We start from the raw sequence: 22,777 nt of genomic DNA, 5'->3' as shown, positions 1-22,777 counted from the left end.
ATAACCTGTTTTAATTTACATATTATGGTACAATTAATAAGAGTACGATCTAAACATTTACACTCCACACTAGCAGTCTAACAATGCCAAAATCAAAAATCACATAGAATCGGGGGGATGTTATGAAAAAGAAATTAATTGTTCTTCTATTCACCGGAATCATATTATCCGGATGTTCAGCTATTGCAGAACATTCTTTAGAAACTGGAAACGGCAGTATAGAATTATTAACACCAACGATTACAACAAAAGATAATGAATTAGAAATTAAGACCGAGGGCATTGATGAAAATAAAGTGACTTTTATTTATGTTGCGAATAAAAAAGTGTTGGAACAAAAGATAAAGAATGATGAATCCTACAAGCTTAACATTAAAGATATCAAACACGCTCATAGGACGGACTACAAACCAAAAGTTCAACTTTTGCAAACGAAAGATGATAATGATGATGGAGAAATAGTCACCTTCAAACAAGTTAGATATACAGTTAAAAACTAATTTTAAAGTTGTTTCATTATAAATGTAACGAACGAAAATATACTTTTAACAGTGGATACATATAAGGAGTGTTAACATGAAAAAACGATGGATTTCTTGGTGGATTGGTAACCTATTTTGGATTATCGTTTTTGGAATATGGGCCGCTATTATTTGGCTACGAGATGTTGATGGTGCTGGTGTTATTCAAACACCCGAAATTAAATCCATATCACTTATCGTTATATTAATCGCGTTTATCATACCTGTATTTTTTCAAATTATTTGGCTAATCATTAATTTGAGAATGAGTAAAAAAAATAATTATACGATTTAGTTTTTCAATTAACAGTAAAAAAGAGAGGAATCTATATCAAAATAGATTCCTCTCTTTTACATTTGGACTTATACTGCGCTTTTCATGCAGCACTACTCCTCTGTTTACGATGCATGTTCATCTTTCTTCTTCATTAACGCTCTTTTCTTCATCGCCTTCGTTAAATATCCACCTTTAAATGAGCGAATTTCATAAGAAGACATAAACGCTTTCGGTGCAATTTCATTAATAATTTCTAACAGTTCTTTTTCTCTAGAGCGCTTTGCAACGATATCTAAGCGATAACGTATCGAATTAATACCTTCACCTTCAAATACAGTAACGCCAAATCCAGAGTGACGTAATTCATCTACTAATTCATTACAACGGTCTAGTAAACTAACTTGATACGTAATATAACCAATTGCTAATTTATTCTCTATATAACCGCCTAATAACAGTCCCGCACTAAAGCCAATGACATAGGCAACGATGTTCATCCAATTTGATAAATCTTGAAACACAATACCTAAACTGACAATGTAAATAGCTCCTTCTAACAATCCTACGCCAGCAGCGGATCTTGTTTGATTCTTTACAAGCAAAATCGTACGGATTGTTAAAATGGGAACGTAAATAATTTGAAGCACAAAAATAAGTAGCGCTTGTAACATTGGTATCCACCTCTTTCAAAAAGTCTTTTGTCATGATAACATACATAACCTTTAGAAATCGATGGGTTTTTAAAATTTTTTTTATTATTTTTCATACTATTGAAAAACGTAAAAAAGAAGCGTATTATATTTGTCGTTAATTTGGTTACTTGTATCATTTCAATAAAATAAAAAAGGAACCGTATTAGGTCCCTCTCATCATAGCTCTATGTTTTTCGAAGTATGTTCCCTTTTCTTCTCTTCTTCTTTCACTAACTGCATATTTGCATAAGCTAAATTCGCAATCATTAAAAAGTGACCACCTAAAATGCCTGTACCAAATGCCCACATTTCCATTTCATGCTCAATTTCATACATGATGATAGCTCCTAAAATGGCAGCTGCAAATCGGTTTAAAACTCCTAATCCAGGAGCCTTTTCTTTCATTACGATACTTTTCCCTATTTTCTCTATTCTGCGAGCTAATAGCCAAAGACAATATGCACTTACAGCTAATCCAATTCCAAACCCTGTTACTTGTTTTCCAAACGGAGTAATCGTCCACATAAGTAGTAAACCACTAAAGATCACATACAATTGTAATCGATATACGCGTAAGGCTTCTTGAATCAAAATATCCGCTCCTAAGTTCTCATTTTTTGTACTTTAGAAGAAAAGCAGCAACTTACACAGTTGCTGCTTTCTCTTCTTCTTGTTCTTGTTCCATCTTACGAATTTCAACACGTTTAATTTGGTAAGCGTCTTTTTCTAACACTTTAAATTCATAACCTTCCGCCTCAACGTGTTGCCCTTCTTCGATTTCATGATTTTGCATCATAATCCATCCACCGATTGTATCCACATCATCTTCTTCAATGTGTAATCCAAATAAATCTTTCACTTCTGAGATAAGCACTTTTCCATCAACAATGATATGCTGCTCGTTCACATGTTGAATTGGTGGTGCTTCATCTTCATCATATTCGTCACGAATTTCGCCGACGATTTCCTCCAAGATGTCCTCAAGCGTTACAATTCCAGCTGTTCCTCCGTACTCATCATATAAAACAGCCATCGGAATTCGCTTCTTCTGCATTTGAAGTAATAAATCGTGAATTGGAGTTGTTTCCATCACTTCAATAATCGGACGCATATACGAGCGAATTGATGATAAATCTTTTTGATCCTCGGTCATATATCGAATAAAGAAATCTTTTACGTTGACCATACCGATAATATCATCTTTATCTTCTCCAAAAATCGGATAACGTGTGTATCGCTCATTTTGGATTACTTTCATGTGTTCTTCTACTGAATCTTCCAGGTAGAAACCAACGATTTCTGTTCGCGGTACCATAATCTCTTTTGCAATACGATTATCAAATTCAAAAATGTTATTTACATACTTGTATTCAGCCTGATTAATTTCGCCACTTTCATAGCTATCTGAAAGGATAAGGCGTAATTCTTCCTCTGTATGAGCTACTTCATGTTCTGAAGCTGGTTTTAAACCGAATAAGCCAGTTACAACACGCGCTGAACCGTTCAATACCCAAATAAATGGATACATTACTTTGTAGAACATCATTAATGGACCTGCCAATAATAACGTTACCCTTTCAGCCTTTTGAATTGCCATCGTTTTCGGAGCTAATTCTCCTACTACAACGTGTAAATACGTCATAATCATAAAAGCAAGACCAAATGTTAATACTGATGAAATAGAAGGGTTTAAGTTCCATTTCTCAAATAATGGGTGTAATAACTTTTCAATTGTCGGTTCACCTAACCAACCTAATCCCATAGCTGTAACTGTAATACCTAATTGACAAGCAGATAAATATTCATCTAAATTTGTTGTTACCTTTTTCGCTGCTAAAGCACCGCGTTTTCCTTCTGCAACAAGCTGATCAATACGACTTGAACGTACTTTTACAATCGCAAACTCAGCTGCTACGAAAAATCCAGTAAATGCGATTAAAATCGCAACCATGACTAAATTAAATATTTCCAATGAATCCCCTTAGTTAAAAAACTAAGGTGTCCACCTCCTGTATACTATAATGTTTTCTTATTTCTTTCTTAGAAAACATAGCCCGATACAAAAATTAAAGAGGTCGGATTTCACTTTTTCTATAATAATAGAGCAAGTGTCTGTATTAAAGCTGTCGTTTGACCAGATAAAGATTTCGATATTTTTTCACGTTGTGAATCAGTCAATCCATCTAAAAGCGGCTTTAACTCTGTTAACTCTACTTCTAATCGATGAATATGGTCTGTCACTTCATTCACTTGTTTCGAAACGTGTTCATTGATACCGAGCAGCTTCTTCTTCTCCTCGATTTTCTCTTTAATCTCACAAAGCGGCATATGCATTTCTTTGCACTTCTCAATAAATTGTAATGTCTCAAATGCTGTTTCGTCGTAATAGCGATAATTAGATTGAGATCGCTCCGCTTTTAAGATACCTAGATTCGTATAATAATCAATCGTTCGTTTCGACACGTGAGCCATGAGAGCCAACTGTCCGATTCGATACACCTTCCCAACGATCTTCCCCCCTTGTTTATATTACTAACATCATACAATACATAAACTGTACAGTCAAACGTGACGGTTTATTATTCATAATTTATACACAATTCCACTTACCATTTTATCATTTTGTAAATTAACAATACATTACTTAATTCTTATAATCGAATTATTTTCCCCATACTACATTACTATGAAAATATCATCATAGAATCGCATATTCCTTTCAACCTTTTTTAATACAAAACATATGATAATAATATTTAATTAAAATTATTATTCATGCTATTGGAGGAGATTGAAATTACTAAAACTATTATCTCTCACTTTTATAATGAAGAGTATTTATTACCATGGTGGCTTATGCATCATACAAAAATATTTGATCACGGTATATTAATTAATAGAGGTTCTACAGATCGTTCCGTTGAAATTTGTAAATTATTTGCTCCCCACTGGGAAGTACGAGATTCAAGATTCCTTGAATTCGATCCCACTAATACTGATATTGAGGTAATGGAAATTGAAAGAGAAGTTTCAGGTTGGAAGATGGTATTAAATACTACAGAATTTCTTTGCTGTAACAATGTAGAAGAATTTTTCTCATCACTTCATACGTTAGGTCAAAATATGTATGCGATTAGAATGATTGTCATGATTGATAAGCATGATTACAATTATTCAAAACTAAGATATTCCATTCCTTTAGTAGAACAACGATATCATGGGCTTTTTCCTTATAACCCAGAAATCGGCTGTGCCTGGAGATTTATACACAACCATCTTGATGGCGCATATTTACCAGGCAGACATTTTACGCGGCATCAACATGTCGTTTATAACTCCCCTTCATTCATTGTTAAATTTTACTTTAGTCCTTGGAACGAACATACAAAGGCAAGAAAATTACAAATTACACCCACCCTTTCAAAAAAGGGCGTTCGAATGGGACTTCAAACACATTATGGTCAATCCCCTGAGCAACTCGAAACTCGATTTTTAGAGCTTAGTAGCATAACCCAAGATCTTCGTAACCACCCTGAATATCAACAATTATTCCCTAAATTTAAACCTTAATATTTCTCACACCATCATTTTCCACACATTTTTACGCACTTAGTCAAAAACAAAACCATTTGTATACAATATGAATACTGTATATATTATAAATTTTTATTTTAGGAGGAAAAAATGAAAGCTGTTATTCTTGCTGGTGGATACGGGACAAGGATTGGGGAAGAAACACATTTAAAACCGAAACCTATGATTGAAATTGGAACAAAACCTATTCTATGGCACATTATGAGTTTGTATAGCCATTACGGTATTACTGAATTTATTATTTGCTTAGGCTATAAAGGATATGCAATTAAAGAATTCTTTCTAAACTACAACTTACACATGTCAGATTTCACGATACATTTAAGAGATAATACAATTACTAGCCATTCTCATCGTGTAGAACCGTGGAAAGTTACATTAATCGATACTGGTGTAAATACCGAAACGGGAGGACGAGTGAAAAGAATTCAAAATTTTGTTGGAGACGAACCTTTCTGCCTCACTTATGGTGATGGATTAAGTAACGTAAATATAAAAGAACTTATTGCATTTCATAAAAAACATGGAAAAATGGCAACTGTTACCGCCGTACAACCTCCTGGTAGATTCGGTTCTCTCATATTAGATAAACAGTCTGTAACATCTTTTCAAGAGAAGCCACTCGGGGATGGCGGATGGGTTAACGGTGGATTTTTCGTTTTAAACCCTGAAGTTTTCAATTACATTAGTGGAGATAAGTCTGTTTTTGAAACAGACACTTTAGTTCAGTTAGTAAACAAAAACGAACTATCAGCATATCAACATACTGGTTTTTGGCATCCGATGGATACATTGCGCGATAAAAATAAATTAGTCGAGCTATGGGAAAGTAATAACGCTCCGTGGAAGGTTTGGTAATATGGCTTCTTCATCTTTTTGGAATAAGAAAAAAGTATTTATCACGGGACATACTGGATTTAAAGGCTCTTGGCTCACCCTTTTCTTAACTTCTTTAGGTGCAGAAGTAGTTGGCTTTTCTTCTCATCCCCCATCGATTCCTAATCTTTTTGAACAATGTAACGTAGCAAAAGAGTGCATAACAATTAAAGGCGACATTACAGATTACGATTCTTTATTACACGCCCTAAAACATCATAACCCTGACATACTATTTCATTTAGCTGCCCAGCCAATCGTCACAACTTCATACAAAGATCCTATCGAAACATTTAAAACGAATGTTTTAGGCACTGTTCACGTATTGGAAGCTGCAAAACATATAGAAAGTATACGTGGCATCATTAATGTTACAAGTGATAAATGTTATGAAAATGACGGGAGCGGTAACCGGGCATTCGTGGAAATTGACCGGCTAGGAGGTTTCGACCCTTATAGTGCTAGTAAAGCTTGCGCTGAAATAGTGGCAACATCCTATCAAAAATCATTCTTCCACACTAATACTCAGAAACTCGCCTCAGTAAGAGCAGGTAACGTCATCGGTGGTGGGGATTGGGCAGAAGACCGATTATTCCCAGATGTCATTCGTGCATATTTACAAGATGGTACGTTAAATATTAGAAACAAACACGCTATTCGCCCGTGGCAACACGTATTAGATCCTTTACACGGCTATATCCTTTTAGCTGAAAAACTTTGGACAGACGCTGCATATGCAGAAGCATGGAATTTCGGCCCGTTGAACGAACCTAACAGAACCGTTCATGATGTCATTCAATCTGTAATAAAATTATGGAATAAACAACTAACAATCACTTCCCCCCCTACAAACACTCCTTATGAATCGCCTGTTTTAACACTTGATAGTACAAAAGCAGTAACTAAACTCGGCTGGACTCCTAAGTTATCAACAGATAAGGCTATCACTTGGACTGTTGATTGGTACAAAAAATATGCATCTGGTGAAAATATCGAATCTTTCACGCGACAACAAATTGATGCATTCAAAAATTTATAAGGGGGCTATAAAATGGAACAGAAAAAATGCCGTTTTTGCCACTCATTACTCAGCAACACTTTTTTAGATTTAGGTGTTTCTCCTCTCGCTAACTCATTTGTTTCTCCAGAAAACTCATATAAAATGGAACCATTTTATCCATTGCACACATTTGTTTGTCACTCTTGTTTACTCGTACAATTAGATGAATTTGAATCTCCGCACAATATTTTTCATGACTATTTATACTTTAGCTCTTACTCATCAAGCTGGCTACTGCATGCTAAACAATATGTAGAAATGGCGATTAAGCGTTTCTATTTAAAGAAAGACTCCAAGGTGGTTGAAATCGCGAGTAACGACGGGTACTTATTACAATACTTTCAAAAAGAAAATATCGAAACATTGGGAATTGAACCAGCAAAAAATGTAGCAGAAATCGCTATCCAAAAAGGAATTCCTACCGAAGTGAATTTTTTCAGCAACGACTTAGCAAAAAAATTACCGCAAGCAGATTTAATCATTGCTAATAACGTATTAGCACACGTTCCGAACTTACATGATTTTGTGGCAGGTTTAAAAACGTTATTAAAACAAGACGGAACAATAACAATTGAATTCCCGCACTTATTAAATCTCATATCCTTTAAACAGTTTGATACGATATACCATGAGCACTTCTCCTATTTCTCACTTATAAGCCTGCAAAAAGTTTTATCTCACCATCATTTACAAATTGTCGATGTAGAAGAACTTGCAACGCACGGTGGTTCCTTACGTATTTTTGTAAAACATCATAGTGACGAATCAACTATCCATTCTAGTGTTACAAAATTAATCCAAAAAGAAGTGGATCACGGGCTAAATACATTAGATTGTTATCTCCTTTTTTCTAAACGCATCGAACAATTGAAAATAAATATTTTACAGTTTTTTATCGAAGCGAAAGCTTTAAACAAACAAATTATCGGTTACGGTGCGCCAGCTAAAGGAAACACCCTTTTAAATTATTGCGGGATAGGAAAAGAATTTCTAGCTTATACAGTAGATAAAAACCCTCATAAACAAAATCTCCTTCTACCAGGAACCCGCATTCCAATAAAATCTCCAGAAGAAATAAAACGTACAAAACCTGATTACATTCTTATACTTCCTTGGAATTTAAAAGACGAGATTATGAAAGAATGCTCTTTCATTCGTGAGTGGGGCGGCAAATTTTTAGTAACAATACCAGAAGTTGAGGTAATTGAGCCATGAAAAAAATCCTTGTAACAGGCGGTAGCGGATGGATTGGTAAATATGTTGTACATTCTCTTATTCAAAAGGGCTATGAAGTGCACGCCACTTACAATACAAATAAGCCTTCCCATCTTTCTTGCCATTGGCATAAAGTCAACTTACTTTGCGATGAAGAAGTAAAAAAACTCATTTACGACATGAAGCCTAGTCATCTCATTCATTTAGCTTGGGAAGCAGTGCCGCCAGCGTGTTATGTATCTATCAATAATTACTATTGGCTTACGTCTAGTATCTCATTGATTCAACACTTCACAACATGCGGCGGAAAGCGAGTCGTCGTTGCCGGTACTGGCGCAGAGTATGAATGGTTTAACGGTGTATTGTTTGAAGATTCACCGCTTCTTTCTTATAAAACCCCGTATTCATTATGTAAAAATGCACTACACTCCTGGCTACAAACGTACGCTGAGCAATCAGGCCTCAGCATGTGTTGGGGCCGGATTTTTCATATGTATGGCCCTCACGAACAAGGGAACCGGCTCGTTTCTAACATTATCACTTCTTTATTAAAAAATGAGGAGGCACTATGTACACATGGAAAACAATCAAGAGATTTCCTCCATGTGAGCGACGTCGCTCATGCTCTCGTAACGATATTAGAACACGACGTTACAGGCACAATCAATATCGCTTCTGGTCAATCTGTACAAATTAAAGAATTAGCATCTATCATTGCGAAAAAGATAGGAAAAGAGCACCTAATTAAACTAGGTGCAATCCCTTTCTCTAAAGATGAACCTTTATTTGTCGGGGTTCATGTAGAACGTTTAAAAACTGAAGTAAACTGGAAACCGACATACGATCTAAATACAGGAATCGAAGAAACAATTTCATGGTGGGAATCATTTATACAAAAGCATAACGGTACGCATCACTAAAACGTAAATCCTTCGTCCCTCCTGCTAATTCCTTATACCATTCTTCTAATCTTTCCGGCGTAATAATATGGTGTGTACCCATCCCCCCATGCTTACTAGCTTCAGAAAGAGTCGGACCAATTTGTAACTTTCTCTTTCTCATCGCATCGTTCCACGGACTAAATCCAAACCATAATATACAAGCAAGAGGGGGATAAATCATAGATTCATGCGCGGATAAATGTCTTCCAACTGTATAACTTCCGTGTTCATGATTATGAATAAATCTACCTCTTCTCCATAGCGGCCAATCTTCTGGTAAATAACCATGAAATCGCTGTTTCATTAAAGGGAGTCCAAAGTTAAGGTCCGGATAACTGTAGTTAGGATCATCAACCATAATAAGCCCTTCTAGCCAATACATCCTCCCTCCCAATTCATTTAGTAATTTCCAAAACTGATTTTTATCTTGCACACAAAGAAACTCAGTCGTATTTAAAATCATTTTCCATCCTTGTATTTCTTGTTCTACCCTCATCACTTCATGATCCGTCGCATATGCATCAAACTCTGGATTTACAGAATCTCGCACTTCCCAATGCGGTGCGAATTTCTTACAAATCTCCACCGAACGATCTGTTGAGCCTTTATTAATTAAAATACCATGATCAAACAGTTTCGTATGATGAGCAAGCCACCACGGTAATAAATACTCTTCGTTATAAAAATGAGAAATAACGGTTGTAGTTATAATAATCTCCTCTTTCTCTATTAATCTATTTTTCATCCTACAACCAATATACTCATAAACTAAAAATATGTTTCCTATATTAATAACCAAATAGTATTACTAATATTTTGTAAGTTTTCCTTCGGTACCCAGCCATCCTCACCACCTGTTTTTTCACACCAAACCCATCCATTCAATTCTTCTAATCCAATCAATCTTTCTCCAATACTTACATTTAATTCTTTGGCAGTATATTGTTTCGTAATGATTCCTACATCAGTTGTATTTTTCATTATAAGTTGCTCCGGAACCCATCCTTTCCGGTCATATTTCTCTTCGTGACAAAACATCCAGTTTCCCCAATTTTCAGGATCATCGTAACTCTCTATCATTTTCACTACATCCCCCTCTTCTAAGCGAATTGGATCAGGATAATTGCTAATATGTGATTTTATCACGATATATTTCATAACAGCCTCCAATAATCAGAAAATTAAGTTATAATATCATTATAACTTAAGAAGGGGGAATACACATGTACTACAACACTTCATTCGAAAACGATCAACCTGTAGGCCGTCTATAAACTAAGACGGGCATTCATATAACACGTGCACTATGCCTCGTCTTAGGGACTCATCATACCCTAAAAATAGACGGAGGTACTTTACATGAAACAAACAATTTTAGGAGCTATATGTTTATCACTAGCAGCTAGTATATGGGGCGGTATGTATGTTGTTAGCAAATATGTACTCGACTTTATCCCACCACTAACACTCGTTTGGCTACGCTTTATCATTGCTTTTGTTGTTTTGTATATGATTTTAAAAATTACTGAGAAAAAGCAAAAGAAAATAGTAACCATTCGTAAAAAAGATTGGCTATTATTCGCTTGGATTGGATTTATCGGATATTTCATTTCAATCACTTGTCAATTTATCGGAACAAAATTATCCGACGCTCATACAGGATCTTTAGTAACATCAGCTACACCTGCATTTATCGTTATATTTGCAGCGATCATTTTAAAAGAAAAACTAACCGCTCGTAGATTACTATCTACCATCATAGCGACAATCGGTGTCATTATCGTAATCGGATGGGATATTGAAATTGGCTCCTATTTTATCGGTACAATCATATTAGTCGGGGCAGCTATTACGTGGGCTTTACTATCTATTTATGTAAAAATTGCTTCAGCTCGATTTTCATCTTTAGTGATTACAACGTACGCTATATTCTTTTCACTCTTTTTTATTACACCTTTTATGGTATGGGAATTTCAATCAAACCCAATTGAACATATGACCCTATATGTAATATTAGGCGTACTTTATTTAGGAATCGTCTCAACTGCAGGTGCCTTTTTCCTTTGGAATAAAGGATTAGAATTAATGGATGCAAGCATCGGCTCGTTATTTTTCTTCTTCCAACCTATTATTGGGTCATTGCTTGGTTGGCTCTTATTAAATGAGACATTAAATAGTAACTTTTTTATTGGTGGTATTCTTATTATATGTAGCGTTTTTATTACTACTTTTGAAAAGAAATAAAAAGCAGGCAGAGATTCTTAATCTCTGCCTGTTCGTATACACTCTTTACGCACTCCAATGAGATGGAGGGGACAATAATTTCGGTAATTTCGTATGTTTGTCCCCTCTCGCCGCATTCACTTGAACTTGCGTCAGAAAAATACTATTTGTAAAATCAGCACCACGAATATCTGCATCTCGCAAATCTGCTCCGATGAGATCTGCACCGCGTAAGTTAGCACCATTTAAGTTAGCCGCAATTAAATACGCTCCTCTTAAATTCGCTCCTTGCAAATCTTTCTTCTTCAAATTTGCTCCCATAAGATCTGCTCCGCGGTGAATGATTCGTTTCTTACACGCAGTATTCATTTCCTTCCAAACTAGCTCACTCGTTTCTAAAAGTAAAATATTCACTTCTGCACGATGTAATGGGATATTTACTTTCATTAACTCGTCCGCATGTAAATTCGAAAGTCGCTCCGTCTCTTCAATTGCTTTACTTAATTCTTTATGGATTGACTGTGTCGCCTTCAATAAAATAGCCTCATTTAAATACCAAAGCATTTCATGAAGCTGATGCATAACTGGAAAAGCATCATACATTTTCCTCGCGTGCTTAGCATCTTTCCGCCAATCTACCCCGTTAAATGTAACTTGAGAAATTTTCTGCCCAGCGCCAAAACATTCAAATACTGTACAACCTTTATAACCTTTTCCACGAAGATTTTTATGTATACTACATTTAAAATCTGATTGTAAGTTGGAACATGGTTTACCACCATCTTTATTCACTGCAAAATCTACCGATGCTGCGAACGGTAATGCAACGCAACATAGACCGAAGCATTTTTCGCAGTTTGCTTTTAAATGATCGTTATGATTAGTCAAAATGTATACCCCCCGTTGTCTTTTGACTATTTCATAATATTCTAACTGCATGAAATAATCAATTTAAAAATAAACGAGCATCTTTCATTTCAAATCACAACTTTATCATTCGATTTCCTTTCAATTGAAAAGGACTAACTCTAATCAATGAATTATAATTAAATTATAAATTTTCAAACTAAAAGGAGAATTACTATGGCACTACAAATGAAAACAAACTGTCAAATTTGCGATCAATCGCTAGAACAAGATTCTGAAGCATACATTTGCGTATATGAATGTACATTTTGTGCACCATGTACAGAAGAAAGACACAACGTTTGCCCAAACTGCGGCGGCGAGTTAGTACGTAGACCGAAAAAGAAACAATAAAAGCAAAGCGATATCGCTTTGCTTTTATTTAGGCATCTGAAATTATATATTTAAAAACTTCACACAAACAGGCTCCGGCACAACAACATCAGATTGTAAAAGAGTTAGCTTCCCTGTCGTTTCATTTCTTGAAAATAGCACAAGATTATGCGACTTTTCATTTGAAGCAATAAGGAACTTTGCAGTAGGATCTAATACAAAGTCTCTTGGCCAATTTCCTTCTGTAGATGTATGTTCAATAAATGTAAGCTGGCCTGAGTTTTCATCTACGCTGAAAACAGCAATACTATTATGACCACGATTACCTGCATATACAAAGCGACCATCAGAAGAAATATGAATCGCACTTCCTTGATTATTTTCATCAAACTCTTTTGGAACAGTAGAAATATACTGTAATTCTGTAAATGATCCTTCTGCCGGATTATATGTTAACACAATAACCTCTGAACTAAGCTCCGTCATCACATACGCATACTTTCCATTTGGATGAAAAGTAATATGTCTTGGACCGCTCCCTGGATTTACAGATAAATGATTCACTTCTGTTAATGTACTATCTTTTATTTCATACGTAATTATTTTATCTATCCCTAAATCAACACCAACTACATATTTTTCATCAGGAGTATATCCCGCATAATGTGCATGTGGTTTTTCTTGTCTTTCTTTATTCGGACCTGAACCTTCATGTGCCATAATCGATGCGGCAGGATTTACAGTTCCATCTTCTTCATTAACTACAAAAGACTCGATCGTTCCTTTATGGTAATTCGCTGTAACTACCGCACGATTTCTACTATCAACACTCACATGACAAGGAGAAGCCCCTTCTACTACTTGTCTGTTTTGTTCCGTTAGCTCTCCCGTTTTACTATCAATCGAATAAGCAGCTACACCACCAGATTCGCCTTCCTTAACAACAGAGTAGAGATATTCATTATTTTTGCTAATCGTTACATATGTAGGGTTATCCAACTTGGCCGCAAGTGTTACATTACTAATTTTCTTTGCTTCCGTGTCTAACGTAAACTTATATATTCCTTCACTATTTTCTTTCGTGTATGTTCCAACATATCCAATAAACTCTTTGTTATCCTTCATTTTCATAACCCTCTCTCCCTATATTTTTCGTTCATCGTACTTCTTAACATATTTTATGTTGAAAGAGTATCCTAAAAAAATTGGAGTACCTCTTTATACGTTACCATATTTTCTTGCAAAATAGCCTTTAAACCCACTTTTTTTGATACGCTGCTATACTTTCATATTCTTCTTCCAATTGACGGGACAGACGAATATAGATTGGTGTTAAATCTTTATATTTTTCCACACTTTCCATGTTTGGTTCATGGTGGAAATTCGCACCTACCATTTCAGAAACTACATGCAACGTATCTACTTCACCTAAACTATATAAACCGAGGATTGCAGCTCCTAAGCAAGAGCTTTCAAAACTTTCCGGAACATATACGTCTTGATGGAAAATATCTGCCATCATCTGTCTCCAAAGTTCCGATCTTGCAAAACCACCTGTCGCTTGAATTTTTTTCGGTTCACCAATTAGCTCTTTTAAAGCAAGAAGAACGGTGTATAAATTATAAATTACTCCTTCTAAAACAGCACGGATAAGATGTTCTTTCTTATGATGCAATCCAAGTCCAAAGAAAGATCCTCGTGCATTTGCATTCCATAAAGGAGCTCTTTCCCCTGCTAAATACGGGTGAAATAATAGCCCATCAGATCCTGGATTCACTTTTGCTGCTATTTCAGTAAGCACTTCATATGGATCTTTTCCTAAGCGCTTCGCAAGCTCAATCTCTGAAGTACCTAATTGATCACGAGCCCACCTGAAAATCATACCACCGTTATTAACTGGTCCGCCAATTACCCAATGGTCTTCAGTTAGGGCGTAACAAAAAATTCTACCTTTCGGATCAGTTGCAGGTCGATTTGTTACAGCACGTATCGCACCGCTTGTACCAATTGTAACAGCCACAACACCAGGATCAATTGCATTTACACCTAAATTGGATAGGACTCCGTCACTCGCTCCTACTACAAATGGAGTAGAAACAAGCACATTCATCTCATTGGCAAGCTCTTCATTTAATCCTGTTAAACTGTGCGTTGTTGGAACGAGTTTAGAAAGTTTGTCATCTGTAATTCCCGCAACATGTAAAGCCTCTTCATCCCATTTTAAAGATTTCAAATTAAACATCCCTGTTGCTGATGCTATAGAATAATCAATTACATACTCCTTATATAACTTATAAAAAACATACTCTTTAATAGAAATAAATTTATAAGTTTTTGCGAACAATTCTGCCTGCTCATTTTGTAGCCAAACTAATTTCGAAAGTGGTGACATCGGATGAATTGGTGTCCCAGTCCGTAAATAAATTTCATGACCATTCATATCATTCTTTATTTTCTCTGCCCAGCTTGCACTTCTATTATCTGCCCAAGTAATACATCTCGTTAACGGCTTTCCCTTCTCATCTACAGCAATGATACTATGCATTGCCGAACTAAAAGAAACACAAAGAATATCATGCGGCTGTACACTACTTGTCTGTACAGTTTCTTTAATCGTATGTATTACTGCACGAAAAATTTCTTCTGGGTCTTGTTCTGCTGTTTCCGGCGTAGAAGAATATAAAGGATATTCAATTCCATGACTTGCAATAACAGATCCATCTGTAGAAAATAGAACTGATTTTGTACTAGTTGTCCCAATGTCTACACCAATCATATATTTTGAACTCACCATTTCTTCCTCCTAGCAAAAAATTACTACAGTATCCCACCATAAAAACATCCTTATTTTAAATAAACATATCGAGTAGTAAAACTCCTCCAAAAGCGATAAATGAAAGTAATGTTTCTAATACTGTCCATGTTTTAAATGTTTCTTTCACTGTTAAACCTAGGTATTCTTTTACCATCCAGAACCCAGCATCGTTTACGTGAGAAAACATTAATGCTCCTGCACCCGTTGCAATGACGAGTAATTCTACATTCACACCTGTCGTATTTTCAACGATTGGCGAAACGATACCCGCTGCTGTTGTTAAGGCGACTGTCGCTGAACCTGTCGCAATTCGAATTAATCCAGCTACCATAAATGCTAATACAATTGGAGATAGCGCTAAATGCTCAGACATTTGAGCAATAGCATCGCCTACACCACTATCGATAAGAATTTGCTTAAATCCGCCGCCAGCACCAATAATCGCAACGATTGAACCGATTGGTAATAAACTATCTTCTGTTACCTTCTTAATAGCCTTTTTATCGATACCTTGACGAAATCCAAGAAAATAGAAAGCTGCAAAACATGCAATCAAAAGCGCAATGATAGGACTACCGATTAAGGTGACCATCTTCATCAAAGTAGTAGAAAGCGGAACATAAGGAGCTGCTGCAGCTAACACCATTAACATAACTGGTAACAATATGACTAAAAATGAAACTCCTATTCCTGGTAATTTCGTTGATTTTGTATTTACACGAATCAATTCTGGCTCATTTTCAGGAATTACACGTTTATGAATCCATTTAGCGAATAAAGGACCTGCAATAATCGCTGCAAAAAATGTAATAATGAGTGAATACAATAATACCTTCCCAAGATTCGCTTTATAAATACCTATTGCAACGATTGCCCCTGGATGCGGAGGAACAAGGCCGTGTACGACAGATAACCCAGCAATTGCTGGTAATGCTATCAATAAAATATTTTGTTTCGTAGTTTTATGAATTGAAATTACTAACGGCAACAATATTAAAATACCTACTTCAAAAAACACCGGAATTCCAATAATAAAACCTGCAATTAACATCGCCCATGGTAAGTTTTTTATTCCGAAGGATTTAATAAAGAACTCTGCCACCTGCATTCCAGCACCTGAATCTGCCATCATTTTCCCTAAAATTGTACCTAATACTAAAATACCTACTAAATGCCCAAGAACACTTCCGACTCCCGTTTCATAAGCACTCACTATTTTATCCATTGGCATTCCAGACATAATTGCTAAAAACACACTTGCAATCGTTAAACTAATAAACGCATGCCATCTCCACCACGATACCCCTAAAATAACAATTACAATTGATAATAATGTAATCATTAAAAGGTACATATTCATACGCAGTTCCACCCCTTTATGTAAACCCTTTCAAAAATGCTGTACAATGAAAAGAACCTATATAGTTCTTTTTTGAGTAAAAATTTATATATCGATATACAACTCATCTTCACAACATAATAATTTATATAAAAAGAATCTCCCTTATCAGAGATATACTTTAACTCATCTCTCTGATAAGGGGATTTCTCTTTCATCATTATAATGTTATTGTGATAAACGTTTCGCGTAAGCAAATTTTCCTTTTTTAAAAGTGAATGACGCTTTCTTCTCTTGCTATTTTCACATAGTAAGACTCCAAACTCGGGATCCAAGTTAAACGATGAAGTTACCTAGGAATCTTTCCTCTCATGAAAAGCAATTTTCGGAAATCCTCTCACTTTTATACATTATAATTTAGGTGCTTTCGCCCAATCTGCAGCGAACTTTTCAATACCTTGATCTGTTAATGGATGCATAGCAAGTTGTTCAATTACTTTATAAGGAATTGTTGCGATGTGAGCCCCTGCCATCGCTACACGAGTTACATGATCTGGATGTCTAACAGACGCCGCAATAATTTGTGTATCTAATTGATGAACATCGAATAATTCAGCAATTTTAGCAACTAATAATACACCATCTTCAGAAATATCATCTAAACGTCCTAAAAATGGAGAAACATACGTTGCACCTGCCCTGGCAGCTAAAAGTGCTTGGTTCACCGTGAAAATAAGTGTAACGTTCGTTTTCACACCTTTTTCAGTAAGATAGCGACAAGCTTCTAATCCTGCTAACGTCATCGGAAGTTTAATTGTAACTTTTTCATCGCCGCCGTTAATCTTAATCAGTTCCTCTGCTTGGGCAATCATCTCTTCAGCTGTAACAGCATCTGGCGTTACTTCTGCCGAAACAGATTCAACTTTAGGAACTGCCTGACAAATTTCTGCGATACGGTCTTCAAATTTAATGCCCTCTTTTGCTACTAAAGAAGGATTCGTTGTAACACCAGCTAAAACTCCAAGTTTATATGCTTTTTTTATGTCCTCAAGATTTGCAGTATCAATAAAAAATTTCATGATCAATTCCCTCCATTTTTTAAACGTTAATGAGTTAAATTTTTAAGATGTTTATTTCTTTTCTACTGCATGTCCGCCAAATTCATTGCGCAGAGCTGCTACTACTTTTCCTGTAAATGTATCATTGTCTAATGAGCGGTAGCGCATTAATAACGACATTGCGATAACAGGAGTTGCTGTTTGAAGGTCTAATGCTGTTTCTACTGTCCATTTTCCTTCACCAGAAGAATGCATAACACCCTTAATTTCATCTAGTTTTGCATCTTTAGAAAATGCATTTTCTGTTAATTCCATTAACCATGAACGGATTACTGAACCGTTGTTCCATACTCTTGATACTTTTTCATAATCGTAGTCAAATTCACTTTTTTCTAGAATCTCAAATCCTTCACCAATAGCAGCCATCATACCGTATTCAATTCCGTTGTGAACCATTTTTAAGAAGTGACCACTACCAGCTTTTCCAGCATATAAGTATCCATTTTCTACAGCAGTATCACGGAAGATAGGTTCAACGATGTCCCAAGCTTCTTGATCTCCTCCGATCATATAACAAGCACCATTACGAGCGCCTTCCATTCCGCCAGAAGTTCCTGCATCCATAAAGTGAATACCATCTTTCTTTAGTTGCTCATATCGGCGAATAGACTCTTTATAATGTGAATTACCCGCTTCAATTAAAATATCTCCTTTTGATAAAAGTGGTGTAACCTCATCGATAACAGAATCTACAACAGCGTGTGGTACCATTACCCAAAGAATTCTTGGTGATTGTAATGACTGAACAAGTTCACTTAAACTAGATGTACCTGTAGCCCCGTACTCTTTCATTTCTTCCACTGCACTTGCATTCAAGTCAAATGCTGCTACTTCATGTTTATGATCCATTAAATTTTTCCCTAAGTTTAATCCCATTTTACCTAAACCAATTAATCCTACTTGCATAATATAATTCCTCCTCAAATCATCTTTTATTACAAATTCATATCACTACAATCTGGAATACCTTGCAGCACTGATATGTACGGAAAGGTATTCACAGTCATAGCTTAAGAATTCAATACATTTTTTGTAATTTGAACAACATTTTCTGTCGTAAATCCAAATAGATTCATGACTTCAGCCCCAGTTCCTGAAGCTCCAAATGTTTCAATCGATAATATGTTTCCTTCTTGTCCTACATAACGCTCCCAGCCAAGAGATACGCCCATCTCAAGAGATACTCGTTTCGTTACAGAAGACGGAAGAACGGATTCCTTATATTCTTTCGATTGGCGATCGAATAACTCCCAGCTTGGCATTGCAACGATACGAACAGAAACTTGATCTTCTTCTAATTTCGCTTTCGCACTAGCAGCTAAGGATACTTCAGAACCTGTCGCAATGAAAATTACATCTGGATTTTCATTCGTTTGTGTTAATACGTAAGCTCCTTTAGAAAGATTCTCTATGTTCGCTTTCGTTTCATGAAACACCGGTAAATTTTGACGGCTCAGTACTAAAACGACTGGACCTTCCGTTTGCTGTAAAGCATACGCCCACGCACTTGCTGTTTCATTTGCATCTGACGGGCGGATAACTGTTAAACCAGGAATTGCCCGAAGAGCTGCTAAATGTTCAATAGGTTCATGCGTTGGACCATCTTCTCCTACAGCAATCGAATCATGTGTAAATACGTACGTAACAGGTAACTTTTGCAATGCAGCCAGTCGAATAGATGGACGAAGATAGTCATTAAATACAAAGAATGTACTCACGAACGGTTTTACTCCTCCATGAAGAGCCAGTCCATTCGCTGCTGCGCCCATTGCATGTTCACGTACACCGAAGTATATATTTCGACCAGCATACGATTCTACTGCATACACTGCTTCACCTTTTATATCTGTCATCGTAGAATGAGAAAGATCCGCACTTCCACCGAAAATAGAAGGAATCGATTTCACATAATGGTTAATAGCTTCCCCACTTGCAACACGAGTAGAAATCGTTTTTTCAGTATCGAAGGACAAAATGTCTTTCGCTTCGATTAAAACCTCGCCTGTAATTGCTTTTTCTAATTCATCTGCTAGTGTAGGGTTTGACTCTCTGTATAAGTTGAACTGCTCATTCCAGCCATTTTCTTTTTCAATACCTTTTTGTTTCAGTTCATTAAAATGAGCTGTTACTTCTTCAGGCACAAAGAAGTCTTCTTCATAATGCCAACCATACACTTGTTTTGTTGCTGTCGCTTCTTCTACTCCAAGCGGATTACCATGTGCTTTGTTCGTTCCAGCAACTTTTGGACTTCCATAACCTATAACGGTTCTAATTTCTATAAGAGTAGGTTGATCCGTATTGTCTTTCGCTAATTGAATCGCTTTTGTAATCGCATCAACATCGTTTCCATCCTCAACTCTTACATATTGCCAATGTGCAGATTCTACCCTTTTCTGCATATCTTCAGAGAAAGCAATGTTTAATTCACCATCAAGTGAAATTTCATTTGAATCATACAGCACAATTAATTTGCCAAGTTTCATATGTCCTGCCATTGACATCGCTTCATAAGCGACACCTTCCATTAAATCACCGTCTCCAACTAAAGCGTACGTATTGTGATCAATAATAGAGTGACCATCCGTATTAAACTTCGCTGCTAAATGCGCTTCTGCCATTGCCATTCCGACAGCATTGGCAATCCCTTGTCCTAACGGGCCTGTCGTCGCTTCAACTCCAGAAGTATGACCAAACTCAGGATGTCCTGGTGTTTTACTATTTAACTTTCTGAAGTTTTTCAAGTCATCAATTGAAACGTCATATCCAGCTAAATGAAGTAGGCTATATAATAAGCTAGATCCATGTCCCGCCGATAAAACGAAGCGATCACGGTTAAACCATTTCGGATGATTAGGATTATGATTTAAATGATTCGCCCATAATGCATAAGCCATTGGCGCTGCTCCCATCGGAAGACCTGGATGACCTGAATTTGCCGCATTAATAGCATCAATTGATAACGTACGAATTGTATTCACTGCTAATTGATTTATGTTTTGTGTCATAGTAATCGTCCCCCTACATGCTTTCATGAAAGAAAGTACTTATTTTTTCGTTTCTTGATCTAACCACCATTTAAATCCACTTTCTTGCAATAATTCATTAGATGCCTCTGGACCATATGAACCAGACTCATATTCATGAAGTGGTAATAAGTTTTCTTCGAATGCTTCAAGAATTGGTTGTACCCATTCCCATGACAATTCAACTTCTCTCCAATGTGCAAAGAATGTAGCGTCTCCACTCACAGCATCATGAATGAGTCTTTCATACGCTTCAGGTACTCCCACATCCGCTTGCTCACAAGTAAAGTTAATACGGATCGGTTCAATTTCTCCATTTTTCAATGGATTTTTACTATTTAACTGTAATGAAACGTTCTCACCTGGGCTAATTTCAATTATTAACAAGTTAGGTGCTGCATTTGGATTACTATCTTGATATTGCTGTTTTAACGTATTTTTAAATTCGATTACAATACGAGTAGACTTTTCTTTCATTCGTTTACCTGTTCGTATATAAAAGGGAACGCCAGTCCAAAATGGATTATCGATCCACAAGCGAGCAGCAACAAATGTGTCTATATTAGAAGAAGGATTTACTCCTGGCTCCTCTTTATATGCTACAACTTGCCCGCCATTTATCTCACCTGCACCATATTGTCCGCGAATGATATGGTTTTGAACGTCTTCTTTTTTCACTTTACGAAGCGCCTCCATTACCTTTCGCTTTTCCTCTCGAATTTCACATGCATTAACCTTTTCCGGCAAATTCATAGCAGTCATCATTAATATTTGTAACATATGATTTTGAACCATATCTCGAATGGCTCCTGCCTGATCATAATATCCTGCCCTTTCTTCAACCCCAACTGTTTCACTCGCTGTGATTTGTACATTCGCTATATGTTCTTTATTCCAAATCGATTGTAAAACAGGATTTGCAAACTCTAGTGCTTCAAGGTTTTGAATCATCGGCTTACCTAAATAATGATCAATACGGTATATCTCGTCTTCTTCAAACGTGCGACTAAGCTTATCATTCAGCTCACGAGCAGATGTAAGGTCGTGCCCGAACGGTTTCTCAATCATTAGGCGTTTCCATCCATCCGTTTTATCAAGTCCACTTTCCTTAATATTTAAAGCGATTGTCTCAAAAAATTCAGGAGCAACGGAAAGATAGAACATTCTATTCCCTTTTATATGTAGTTCTTCTTCCCTTTCACGAACGACTTGTAATAATCTCTCATAATCTTCCGGCTTACTCACATCTAATGGACAATAACGAAAATTATCTAAAAAACCTTCGAGTTCTGGAGTACCTTCTTCTCTATGACGAGAAAACGTCTCTATTGATTCTTTTATTCTTTTTTGAAAATCTACATGAGATACTTCACGTCTCCCAAGCCCGATAACGGATATTTGCTTTGGAAGCTTTTGATCTCTATATAAGTTATATAGTGCGGGGTAAATTTTGCGTTTCGCTAGGTCCCCTGTCGCTCCAAATAAAACAAAGGTCATTGATTCCAATTTCAGTCCCCCTCTTGTTGTATAATCCTGGTCAATATATTAAAAATGAATTGTACAGAAGCTCATGTTTTTATAAAAAACAAAGAGTTATCAAATTCCAATTCTTTTTATACCTTTCGCTTTCTAATTGTCCCCAATATTAATAGTGGAAATTCAAAGCGTTTCTACCACGACTTACTTATTTATAATATTTTACGAAACAATATATATTTAATTACTTTTAGTAATTAAATATATATTATGTATAGTATATTAACCACATAAATTATTATCGTCAATAAAAATGTCTTACATTACATACTATTTATTTCGTAATACTTTTTTAAGTTTATCCTTAG

23 protein-coding genes are annotated in these 22,777 nt (G+C 36.1%); 9 read left to right on the top strand and 14 right to left on the bottom strand.

The window, feature by feature from the left end:
• The first annotated feature begins 122 nt into the window (after nucleotides 1-122).
• On the top strand, nucleotides 123-500 hold the full coding sequence (locus tag ACTFSI_RS17965) for a hypothetical protein (protein ID WP_000727887.1): 378 nt from the start codon (nucleotides 123-125) through the stop codon (nucleotides 498-500).
• A gap of 76 nt (nucleotides 501-576) precedes the next feature.
• Nucleotides 577-816 (top strand): DUF3923 family protein, encoded by a 240-nt coding sequence (locus ACTFSI_RS17960; RefSeq protein ID WP_000747689.1) that lies wholly within the window; start codon nucleotides 577-579, stop codon nucleotides 814-816.
• Between the two features lie 104 nt (nucleotides 817-920).
• Here ACTFSI_RS17960 and ACTFSI_RS17955 read toward each other — a convergent pair whose 3' ends face one another.
• From ACTFSI_RS17955 to ACTFSI_RS17940, 4 genes are all read right to left on the bottom strand, one after another.
• Nucleotides 921-1,469 (bottom strand): DUF2179 domain-containing protein, encoded by a 549-nt coding sequence (locus tag ACTFSI_RS17955; protein ID WP_000938438.1) that lies wholly within the window; start codon nucleotides 1,467-1,469, stop codon nucleotides 921-923.
• Nucleotides 1,470-1,667: 198 nt separating this feature from the next.
• Nucleotides 1,668-2,081, bottom strand: a complete 414-nt coding sequence (locus tag ACTFSI_RS17950; protein WP_070806549.1) for an ATP synthase subunit I — start codon at nucleotides 2,079-2,081, stop codon at nucleotides 1,668-1,670.
• Between the two features lie 52 nt (nucleotides 2,082-2,133).
• Entirely contained in the window at nucleotides 2,134-3,462 is a 1,329-nt protein-coding gene (locus ACTFSI_RS17945; RefSeq protein ID WP_000402271.1) for a hemolysin family protein, read from the bottom strand.
• Nucleotides 3,463-3,581: 119 nt separating this feature from the next.
• A complete protein-coding gene (locus ACTFSI_RS17940; protein ID WP_000285640.1) occupies nucleotides 3,582-3,989 on the bottom strand; it encodes a MerR family transcriptional regulator in 408 nt (135 codons plus the stop codon).
• Nucleotides 3,990-4,265: 276 nt separating this feature from the next.
• On the opposite strand from ACTFSI_RS17940, the gene ACTFSI_RS17935 reads away from it, so the two are divergent.
• From ACTFSI_RS17935 to ACTFSI_RS17915, 5 genes are all read left to right on the top strand, one after another.
• Nucleotides 4,266-5,060: a glycosyltransferase family 2 protein gene (locus ACTFSI_RS17935; protein WP_001997813.1), complete on the top strand. Its 795-nt coding sequence runs from the start codon at nucleotides 4,266-4,268 to the stop codon at nucleotides 5,058-5,060.
• A 114-nt stretch (nucleotides 5,061-5,174) separates the two neighbouring features.
• Nucleotides 5,175-5,942, top strand: a complete 768-nt coding sequence (gene rfbF / locus ACTFSI_RS17930) for a glucose-1-phosphate cytidylyltransferase (RefSeq protein ID WP_000648792.1) — start codon at nucleotides 5,175-5,177, stop codon at nucleotides 5,940-5,942.
• A gap of 1 nt (nucleotide 5,943) precedes the next feature.
• Nucleotides 5,944-6,999, top strand: coding sequence for a CDP-glucose 4,6-dehydratase (rfbG, locus tag ACTFSI_RS17925; RefSeq protein WP_070806550.1), 1,056 nt, complete (start codon nucleotides 5,944-5,946; stop codon nucleotides 6,997-6,999).
• 12 nt (nucleotides 7,000-7,011) lie between these two features.
• Entirely contained in the window at nucleotides 7,012-8,235 is a 1,224-nt protein-coding gene (locus ACTFSI_RS17920; protein ID WP_000435755.1) for a class I SAM-dependent methyltransferase, read from the top strand.
• A complete protein-coding gene (locus ACTFSI_RS17915; protein ID WP_070806551.1) occupies nucleotides 8,232-9,155 on the top strand; it encodes an NAD-dependent epimerase/dehydratase family protein in 924 nt (307 codons plus the stop codon). Before ACTFSI_RS17920 ends, ACTFSI_RS17915 begins: the two co-directional genes overlap by 4 nt.
• On the opposite strand, the gene ACTFSI_RS17910 is transcribed toward ACTFSI_RS17915, so the two are convergent.
• Nucleotides 9,124-9,921, bottom strand: coding sequence for a glycosyltransferase family 2 protein (locus ACTFSI_RS17910; protein WP_014481720.1), 798 nt, complete (start codon nucleotides 9,919-9,921; stop codon nucleotides 9,124-9,126). The genes ACTFSI_RS17915 and ACTFSI_RS17910 overlap by 32 nt on opposite strands.
• Nucleotides 9,922-9,959: 38 nt before the next feature.
• Nucleotides 9,960-10,334 carry an SH3 domain-containing protein gene (locus ACTFSI_RS17905; RefSeq protein ID WP_440045530.1) on the bottom strand — a complete coding sequence of 125 codons (375 nt, stop codon included), beginning with the start codon at nucleotides 10,332-10,334 and terminating at the stop codon, nucleotides 9,960-9,962.
• 201 nt (nucleotides 10,335-10,535) lie between these two features.
• Between ACTFSI_RS17905 and ACTFSI_RS17900 the strand changes: the two genes are divergently transcribed.
• Nucleotides 10,536-11,420 (top strand): DMT family transporter, encoded by an 885-nt coding sequence (locus ACTFSI_RS17900; protein WP_000814743.1) that lies wholly within the window; start codon nucleotides 10,536-10,538, stop codon nucleotides 11,418-11,420.
• Between the two features lie 45 nt (nucleotides 11,421-11,465).
• Here the strand turns inward: ACTFSI_RS17900 and ACTFSI_RS17895 are convergent, their stop codons facing one another.
• Nucleotides 11,466-12,287 carry a pentapeptide repeat-containing protein gene (locus tag ACTFSI_RS17895; RefSeq protein WP_000181444.1) on the bottom strand — a complete coding sequence of 274 codons (822 nt, stop codon included), beginning with the start codon at nucleotides 12,285-12,287 and terminating at the stop codon, nucleotides 11,466-11,468.
• A gap of 195 nt (nucleotides 12,288-12,482) precedes the next feature.
• Here ACTFSI_RS17895 and ACTFSI_RS17890 point away from each other — a divergent pair, with 195 nt between their 5' ends.
• On the top strand, nucleotides 12,483-12,659 hold the full coding sequence (locus ACTFSI_RS17890; RefSeq protein ID WP_001207874.1) for a DUF1272 domain-containing protein: 177 nt from the start codon (nucleotides 12,483-12,485) through the stop codon (nucleotides 12,657-12,659).
• A gap of 42 nt (nucleotides 12,660-12,701) precedes the next feature.
• Here the strand turns inward: ACTFSI_RS17890 and ACTFSI_RS17885 are convergent, their stop codons facing one another.
• The 7 genes from ACTFSI_RS17885 to zwf all read right to left on the bottom strand — a co-directional run bounded on the left by ACTFSI_RS17885 (nucleotide 12,702) and on the right by zwf (nucleotide 22,439).
• Complete coding sequence (locus ACTFSI_RS17885; RefSeq protein ID WP_440045552.1) at nucleotides 12,702-13,763, bottom strand: lactonase family protein; 1,062 nt, start codon at nucleotides 13,761-13,763, stop codon at nucleotides 12,702-12,704.
• Between the two features lie 127 nt (nucleotides 13,764-13,890).
• Nucleotides 13,891-15,432, bottom strand: coding sequence for a gluconokinase (gene gntK / locus ACTFSI_RS17880; protein WP_440045529.1), 1,542 nt, complete (start codon nucleotides 15,430-15,432; stop codon nucleotides 13,891-13,893).
• A gap of 55 nt (nucleotides 15,433-15,487) precedes the next feature.
• Nucleotides 15,488-16,813 carry a gluconate permease GntP gene (gene gntP, locus ACTFSI_RS17875; RefSeq protein ID WP_440045528.1) on the bottom strand — a complete coding sequence of 442 codons (1,326 nt, stop codon included), beginning with the start codon at nucleotides 16,811-16,813 and terminating at the stop codon, nucleotides 15,488-15,490.
• A gap of 389 nt (nucleotides 16,814-17,202) precedes the next feature.
• Nucleotides 17,203-17,871: a fructose-6-phosphate aldolase gene (fsa, locus tag ACTFSI_RS17870; RefSeq protein WP_000667676.1), complete on the bottom strand. Its 669-nt coding sequence runs from the start codon at nucleotides 17,869-17,871 to the stop codon at nucleotides 17,203-17,205.
• 51 nt (nucleotides 17,872-17,922) lie between these two features.
• Nucleotides 17,923-18,816, bottom strand: a complete 894-nt coding sequence (gnd, locus tag ACTFSI_RS17865) for a phosphogluconate dehydrogenase (NAD(+)-dependent, decarboxylating) (RefSeq protein WP_001195912.1) — start codon at nucleotides 18,814-18,816, stop codon at nucleotides 17,923-17,925.
• A 104-nt stretch (nucleotides 18,817-18,920) separates the two neighbouring features.
• Complete coding sequence (gene tkt / locus ACTFSI_RS17860) at nucleotides 18,921-20,915, bottom strand: transketolase (protein ID WP_000193038.1); 1,995 nt, start codon at nucleotides 20,913-20,915, stop codon at nucleotides 18,921-18,923.
• A 39-nt stretch (nucleotides 20,916-20,954) separates the two neighbouring features.
• On the bottom strand, nucleotides 20,955-22,439 hold the full coding sequence (zwf, locus tag ACTFSI_RS17855) for a glucose-6-phosphate dehydrogenase (protein ID WP_000445343.1): 1,485 nt from the start codon (nucleotides 22,437-22,439) through the stop codon (nucleotides 20,955-20,957).
• Nucleotides 22,440-22,777 lie beyond the last annotated feature (338 nt).

The organism is Bacillus cereus group sp. MYBK101-2 (assembly GCF_051918845.1).
Lineage (GTDB): Bacteria > Bacillota > Bacilli > Bacillales > Bacillaceae_G > Bacillus_A > Bacillus_A paranthracis.
Note: the sequence above shows the minus strand (reverse complement) of the source record. Positions and strands in the feature narration are given on the sequence as shown.

Excerpts from the sequence above, each read along its gene's own strand:
- rfbF (WP_000648792.1), top strand. The coding sequence starts at position 5,175 with ATGAAAGCTGTTATTCTTGCTGGTGGATACGGGACAAGGATTGGGGAA.
- ACTFSI_RS17900 (WP_000814743.1), top strand. The coding sequence starts at position 10,536 with ATGAAACAAACAATTTTAGGAGCTATATGTTTATCACTAGCAGCTAGT.
- ACTFSI_RS17920 (WP_000435755.1), top strand. The coding sequence starts at position 7,012 with ATGGAACAGAAAAAATGCCGTTTTTGCCACTCATTACTCAGCAACACT.
- ACTFSI_RS17960 (WP_000747689.1), top strand. The coding sequence starts at position 577 with ATGAAAAAACGATGGATTTCTTGGTGGATTGGTAACCTATTTTGGATT.
- ACTFSI_RS17935 (WP_001997813.1), top strand. The coding sequence starts at position 4,266 with ATGCTATTGGAGGAGATTGAAATTACTAAAACTATTATCTCTCACTTT.
- ACTFSI_RS17955 (WP_000938438.1), bottom strand. The coding sequence starts at position 1,469 with ATGTTACAAGCGCTACTTATTTTTGTGCTTCAAATTATTTACGTTCCC.
- ACTFSI_RS17890 (WP_001207874.1), top strand. The coding sequence starts at position 12,483 with ATGGCACTACAAATGAAAACAAACTGTCAAATTTGCGATCAATCGCTA.
- ACTFSI_RS17965 (WP_000727887.1), top strand. The coding sequence starts at position 123 with ATGAAAAAGAAATTAATTGTTCTTCTATTCACCGGAATCATATTATCC.
- rfbG (WP_070806550.1), top strand. The coding sequence starts at position 5,944 with ATGGCTTCTTCATCTTTTTGGAATAAGAAAAAAGTATTTATCACGGGA.
- ACTFSI_RS17915 (WP_070806551.1), top strand. The coding sequence starts at position 8,232 with ATGAAAAAAATCCTTGTAACAGGCGGTAGCGGATGGATTGGTAAATAT.
- ACTFSI_RS17905 (WP_440045530.1), bottom strand. The coding sequence starts at position 10,334 with ATGAAATATATCGTGATAAAATCACATATTAGCAATTATCCTGATCCA.
- gntK (WP_440045529.1), bottom strand. The coding sequence starts at position 15,432 with ATGGTGAGTTCAAAATATATGATTGGTGTAGACATTGGGACAACTAGT.
- fsa (WP_000667676.1), bottom strand. The coding sequence starts at position 17,871 with ATGAAATTTTTTATTGATACTGCAAATCTTGAGGACATAAAAAAAGCA.
- tkt (WP_000193038.1), bottom strand. The coding sequence starts at position 20,915 with ATGACACAAAACATAAATCAATTAGCAGTGAATACAATTCGTACGTTA.
- gnd (WP_001195912.1), bottom strand. The coding sequence starts at position 18,816 with ATGCAAGTAGGATTAATTGGTTTAGGTAAAATGGGATTAAACTTAGGG.
- ACTFSI_RS17885 (WP_440045552.1), bottom strand. The coding sequence starts at position 13,763 with ATGAAGGATAACAAAGAGTTTATTGGATATGTTGGAACATACACGAAA.
- gntP (WP_440045528.1), bottom strand. The coding sequence starts at position 16,813 with ATGAATATGTACCTTTTAATGATTACATTATTATCAATTGTAATTGTT.
- ACTFSI_RS17910 (WP_014481720.1), bottom strand. The coding sequence starts at position 9,921 with ATGAAAAATAGATTAATAGAGAAAGAGGAGATTATTATAACTACAACC.